The 5,508-nt window shown below is 35.8% G+C and carries 3 protein-coding genes and 4 pseudogenes; 2 read left to right on the forward strand and 5 right to left on the reverse strand.

Going from position 1 to position 5,508, the window contains the following annotated elements; translation table 11 throughout:
* Nucleotides 1-143 precede the first annotated feature (143 nt).
* Both CWATDRAFT_RS29410 and CWATDRAFT_RS29415 read left to right on the forward strand, forming a co-directional pair.
* Nucleotides 144-887: pseudogene (locus CWATDRAFT_RS29410) on the forward strand (transposase); the annotation flags it as partial.
* A gap of 62 nt (nt 888-949) precedes the next feature.
* Nucleotides 950-1,642: pseudogene (locus tag CWATDRAFT_RS29415) on the forward strand (IS1380-like element ISCwa5 family transposase); the annotation flags it as partial.
* Here CWATDRAFT_RS29415 and CWATDRAFT_RS29420 read toward each other — a convergent pair.
* The 5 genes and pseudogenes from CWATDRAFT_RS29420 to CWATDRAFT_RS29440 form a co-directional block, all read right to left on the reverse strand.
* Nucleotides 1,640-1,993 (reverse strand): annotated as a pseudogene (locus tag CWATDRAFT_RS29420) (transposase); the annotation flags it as partial. The pseudogenes CWATDRAFT_RS29415 and CWATDRAFT_RS29420 overlap by 3 nt on opposite strands.
* Nucleotides 1,994-2,140: 147 nt before the next feature.
* Nucleotides 2,141-2,884, reverse strand: a complete 744-nt coding sequence (locus CWATDRAFT_RS29425; RefSeq protein WP_021831750.1) for a Tic22 family protein — start codon at nt 2,882-2,884, stop codon at nt 2,141-2,143.
* A gap of 160 nt (nt 2,885-3,044) precedes the next feature.
* Entirely contained in the window at nt 3,045-3,686 is a 642-nt protein-coding gene (locus CWATDRAFT_RS29430; protein WP_007308379.1) for a transposase, read from the reverse strand.
* A gap of 64 nt (nt 3,687-3,750) precedes the next feature.
* Nucleotides 3,751-4,332 carry a helix-turn-helix domain-containing protein gene (locus tag CWATDRAFT_RS29435; RefSeq protein ID WP_007303067.1) on the reverse strand — a complete coding sequence of 194 codons (582 nt, stop codon included), beginning with the start codon at nt 4,330-4,332 and terminating at the stop codon, nt 3,751-3,753.
* Between the two features lie 396 nt (nt 4,333-4,728).
* A pseudogene (locus tag CWATDRAFT_RS29440) lies at nt 4,729-5,476 on the reverse strand (IS1634 family transposase); the annotation flags it as partial.
* Nucleotides 5,477-5,508 lie beyond the last annotated feature (32 nt).

Genomic DNA, 5,508 nt, shown 5'->3' on the forward strand with positions numbered 1-5,508 from the left:
AAAAAAGGTTTTCTTATTTCAAGGGAAAGGGAGGAAAAAGGCCTTTTGGGGAAACCAAGGTTAAAAATTCCCTTTAAGGAAAAAATTTTGGGAAAATTAGGGAAGGCTTTAATTCCAAAGCGGGGGGCTTCCCTGGGAAAATTTGGAGTAAAAGACAGAAAAATTGTTTAGAGACTATCAAAAAAGTTTAGGAACACCAACAGTCATGTGGGGAGAATAAGGCCCAGAGTGTTCCTCAAAGAATTGTAAGTTTAACTCAACGGCATATTCGTCCAATAGTGAGGGGAAAAGCAGGAAAACCAATAGAGTTTGGAGCTAAACTCTCAGTAAGCTGTGTAGATAACTATGTGTTTCTAGACAAAATAAGTTGGGAAAACTTCAATGAATCTTGTCATTTAAAAGAACAAGTAGAAAAGTATAAAGAAACGTTTGGCTATTATCCCGAATCCGTCCATGTAGATAAAATTTATCGAACTAGGGAAAACAGAAATTGGTGTAAGGAAAGAGGGATAAGAATCAGTGGTCCGAAGTTAGGAAGACCTCCGAAAAATGTCAGTGAAGAAGAAAAGAAACAAGCCCACTCCGATGAATGCTTCCGTAATGCTATTGAGGGAAAGTTTGGACAAGCTAAACGAAGATTTAGCCTAAATCTCGTGATGACAAAACTACCTGAAACCTCCATTACATCTATTGCTATTACATTTTTAGTTGTCAATCTTTCTAAACTTCTGAGGCAGTTTTTGTCGCTTTTTTTGTCCTTATTTACTAACAATAGAACAGGGGAACTCATCAAACCGCCTTTCATTAATTTTGATTATACTTTAAACAATTTTTATGTACTAAAACTTATTGATTTGTCAGAAAATTCTTGGTCAAAGGTGGCATAAATTTTGGAGAAACTTTTTCAGCAAACCCTAATTATTAAAGCAATTTACCTTAAACTGATTTAATGAGTCCCAGTCATCCCCGAACCCCTCGTCAAGTAATCAACTTTAGTAAGCAGAAAGGAAAAGAAATAATCGCTAATTTTGATGGGGGACTAATCACTTCAGATGCGGGGATTGTCTGGATAGCTGAGTTGGATAAAAAACTGGGAATTACCGAGAAGTTTGGTAACTGTTTTCAAGATCATCGTCATCAATCTTATGTAGATCATTCCGTTCATGAGTTATTAGCACAAAGGCTTTATGGAATTATTTTAGGCTATGAAGATGTCAATGACCATGATAAATTACGTCACAATCCTGCCCTTAAGATCGCTTTAGAAAAGCTTAATGAACTTGAAGATAAAAAGGGATGGTTAGCTGGAAAAAGTACAATTAATAGATTGGAATATTGTCCTGAGACTATTCTCGACCAAAAAACGAGTCGTTATCATAAAATAGAACCCAACTTTGAAGCCATTGAAAAATCTTTTGTCGAATTTTTTTTAGAGTCTTATAAAAAACCTCCCTTAAGTATTATATTAGATATGGATGTCACGGATGACCAAGTACATGGTAATCAAGAAGGGGCATTTTTTAATAGTTATTATCACGGAGTATGTTATGCTCCTTTATATATTTTCTGTGGGCATCATTTATTAGTTGCTAAACTTCGTTCATCTAATGTAGATCCAGCCGATGGAGCCTTAGACGAAATCAATTCTTTTCCTAAAATGAACTAGCATTGAAGATTCCAGTGGTGGCTCTTGTTGATAACAATTTAAACCTATAAAGTATTGTAGATAGGGATTTTCTCTAATCTGTTCTATAGTTTCTCTATCACTTGTTCCTAATTTTTCCTTAATAATTAATGTCTCTAATGCCATTCTAAATAGTTTGGCTGGCGCACCTTTTTCTGCTGAAAAAAGTTTAGCATATTCTTCCTCAAAATCATCCCAAGGTATCAACTCTGCCATGATTACCCAACGATTATTGGGGGACAATTTGCCCTCGAAAGGTAATTCAAATTTTTCTGGGGGCGGTAAAGGTTGCTCCTCTTTTCGATACATTTGTTCTTGACCAACAACTGGGAGGTGTTTCTACCAATTATAGCGGTTTGTAGCCGACAAAGCTGATCTTTTTTGCGATCGCGAATATGGGTGTAACCTTTTAAAGAATAGGGTTTTGCTTTTATTCAGCAAACCCTAATTAGAATTTTATTGACCTTGACTTTGCTGAGACTCGATAGCCTCTTGAATAAATTTCATAGTTTCTTGGGAAGGAACTAATTGTATCTGTTTGAGCATGGCATCGTCTTGAGTTTGCAATAAACCGATGATATTTTCCAAGGCAACTACTTCAATTTTCATGGTTGCAGCAATATCTGGCTGATCTTTCTTCATTCTTTCTGCGATCGCTTGAATAGGAGCTTTTTCAAAGAAGAAGGGTATCACCTGCTGATTGTTTTGTTCAATAGTTAGGATACTATTCTCGGGGCCTCCCCGAAGGATAAATAAGGGAACCCCTCCTTGATATTGTTGTCCATTATCCCCTAGAACTTTTTTAGCCGATTCCACTGCGCTTTGCATAGGAATATAAGCAAATTTCAAGGACTCTGTTTCTGTATTGTTGGCCAAAGCAAAACGATAAATTTCTCCCAAAGAAACTGGTTGTACCTTGACTCTGCTGCCTATTTCTGGCTGATTTTTTTGGAGTTGAGCCAAAAATCTATTGGCATCTTCTTGACTCATAAAAACCTGTGTTACTTTCTGATCTTCTAAATTAACAATCAGAGGGCCTCCGTCTTCTGTGGTGATGGTAAAAACAGGAACTCCTTGTAAGAGTTCGATCACCTCAGCTTCAGGCAGAGCTAAAACTTTGGGCATTTGCGCCGACCAAGTGCCAAGTAGGGTACTGCCTAATAGGCTAAGGGTGGCACTCCAACGGATTAATGATTTCATCATAACTAACCTCACATTATACCTGGGCTTATATACTTGTTTTGATTATAGAGTTTCACAAACTCTTTTCAGTCTAATACAACTCTTGCACAATATCACATTCAGTATAGGATTCTTTATCTCCAATGACTAGTGCAGCTTAGCAAAAATAATCCACCAGTCACTTATGATCTTTAAAGCCCTTAAATTTCCAAACGAACGGCTTAGCAAAATGTTGATTAAAGTAATCAATAAAATTGAGAATTTTTTGGGATAGTTCTTCAGTTGAACGGACAGTAATTCTTTTGAGTAAACGCCGGACTAAGATCGAAAACCAACACTCAATTTGATTAAGCCACGATGTATGTTTGGGAATATAAACAAAGCGAATTCGATGAGATTCATCTGATAAAAAATCTGCTCTGCTGTCCATAGATTGCAAAATCCCCTCCTTTCCTTTTCTCCCCAAATCAATAGTAATTCCACAGCTTTCTGCTACTAATTTGACTAAGCTTTCCGATTTATGAGTGTTGAGTTTATCTACAATAAAAATCCATTCTGCTTTTTCATCAATCTTAATCGTTCTCTGGATATGTTCAGAAAAATCTTGTTCTGTTCTTGTCGATCCAATAGAGGGACTAACAACTTTTCCTCTTGCCACATCCCAGTTCGCAATCAAGCTTAAAGTTCCGTGTCTTTCATATTCAAATTCGATTTTTTCTACTTGTTTAGGCTTGATTCTTTTGTTCGGAAATAATCTCTCAAGAGCTTGAATCCCTGTCATTTCATCTGTACTAATTAAATGAATTCCTTGTTCTAACAAAGTTTTAGCTTCTTGATGAAGTTCACAGATATATTTGACTTGCTTTTTAAATTTTAAGGGATCATCAATTTTGGCATTTAACCAGTAACGAACGAGATGTGGTTGTAATGTCGCTTCTTTTTAAAAAACGCCCCACACTACGGGGGGAAATCTTTTCGACAATTCCTCTTTTTATGGCTTCATCCGCCAACTCTGAAGGTGTCCAATGGCTCACTGGTCTGTCTGATTTTTCACATTCTTCACAAGCGATCTCTACAATCTGGACTACTTGTTCGACCGTAAAGGATTTTGTTGTTCCAGGTCTTGGGCGATCGCTTAAAATTCCTTTGATCAAGACCATTAATGCTTTCTCCGTTACCTGTTGTTCTTCGGCGGCACTCAGTTTTTCTCTCTCCTCAAACCATCGCGATCGCCACTGACGCACTTGTACTCGGTCTAATTCTAATCTTCGACTAATCGAACTATTGCTCTCTCCTGATGCTGCGGCTAAGATTAGCTTGGCTCGTCTAACAAGGCGATAGGGGTTTGTTGTCCCTCTCACTATTTGTTGGAGTACTGTTTTCTGTAGGTTGGAGAGGTTAATTGGCAATGCTTTTATCATGGACATCAACTTCGAGATTCTTCCGTTAGTTTCATTGAAACACATTGTCGTGGCTAGTCACGAAAGTTTCTGTAAAAATCTGGTGGATTACTTTCGCCAAGCTGCACTAGCCTAAAAGTTGTCACCTGTGAGCAGGTCATCATGAATAACGAAAGTGAAGGTACACCTGAACCATCGTGAAGGCGAACCAGTGTAATAACCCAGATTCCGCACTTCAAAATGTAGTATAAAAAAATACATAGTTTTAAAAAGTCCGAAAATCATACCTGGGCAAGAATATTTCTCTTTTCATTAAATTTTTAGGAAAAATAATCAAATTAAGAAGATTTATACTCATTGAAAACTTAGCAAGACTCAGCACAAACGAAGGAGAGTTTCCTCTTCTCATTTGATATCATTAGACTCTTATTCTTTTATTATTTTTGCTTTATCCAATTCAATTTATAGATAATATCTTTCACAAGATGCAGGTAATAAACTCAATATAAAACGCCTTTCTTCTGTTAAATTTACAATTTGTTTAACTCCGTTTAAAATCACATAATGAATACCTTGAAAACATTGAAATATCCACCTCAAAGTCGGACGCAATGTTACTTTCCCTACTTGATTATTTATTCCTTTTTTGACTCTTTTTAAACAATTTCTTAATTCTCTTTGCCCCAAGTTATAAATCAACAAACACAAAGACATTAAAAATAACATTGTTTCTATTCTTTCTGGTTTTTCAACGAAGAAACTATCAGTAAAAAATAAGGGATCTTTCAAAAATCGAAATCCTCTTTCCGTAGATTGCTGGTTTTTATAAGTTATCAGAATTTCACTAGCTTCTAATTTATTTTCCTCTACTAAGTTAGTTGCTAAAATAAATTTTCCTGCTTCTTTAGTCTTTCTACTTATCTCTTCATCTTTTTTGATGATCAGACTAATCATTTTATAAATCTTTTCCTTTTTTTTCGAGTAAGTTTCAATCAGTTCAACTTCTTTTATTTCCAACAATCTCAATTTTTTATTAATAGCTTTTATTTTATATCGAGCAGCTTGAGGATGTCCAATTTCTTCAGATTGTATTTCTTTTAAGAAATTTTGGGGAATTCTTCTCTTCTTGGGGAAAGTCGTTTTCCTAGTTTTTCCAAATCACCTTTCTGTCTTTTTTCATTCANGACTATTACCAAATTTGCTTGATTCCCCATTATTACAATTCTTCTTCCAGGTTTAATC

This window comes from Crocosphaera watsonii WH 8501 (assembly GCF_000167195.1).
Lineage (GTDB): Bacteria > Cyanobacteriota > Cyanobacteriia > Cyanobacteriales > Microcystaceae > Crocosphaera > Crocosphaera watsonii.

Coding starts and splice junctions, on each gene's coding strand:
- CWATDRAFT_RS29425 (WP_021831750.1), bottom strand. CDS start 2,884: ATGAAATCATTAATCCGTTGGAGTGCCACCCTTAGCCTATTAGGCAGT.
- CWATDRAFT_RS29435 (WP_007303067.1), bottom strand. CDS start 4,332: ATGTGTTTCAATGAAACTAACGGAAGAATCTCGAAGTTGATGTCCATG.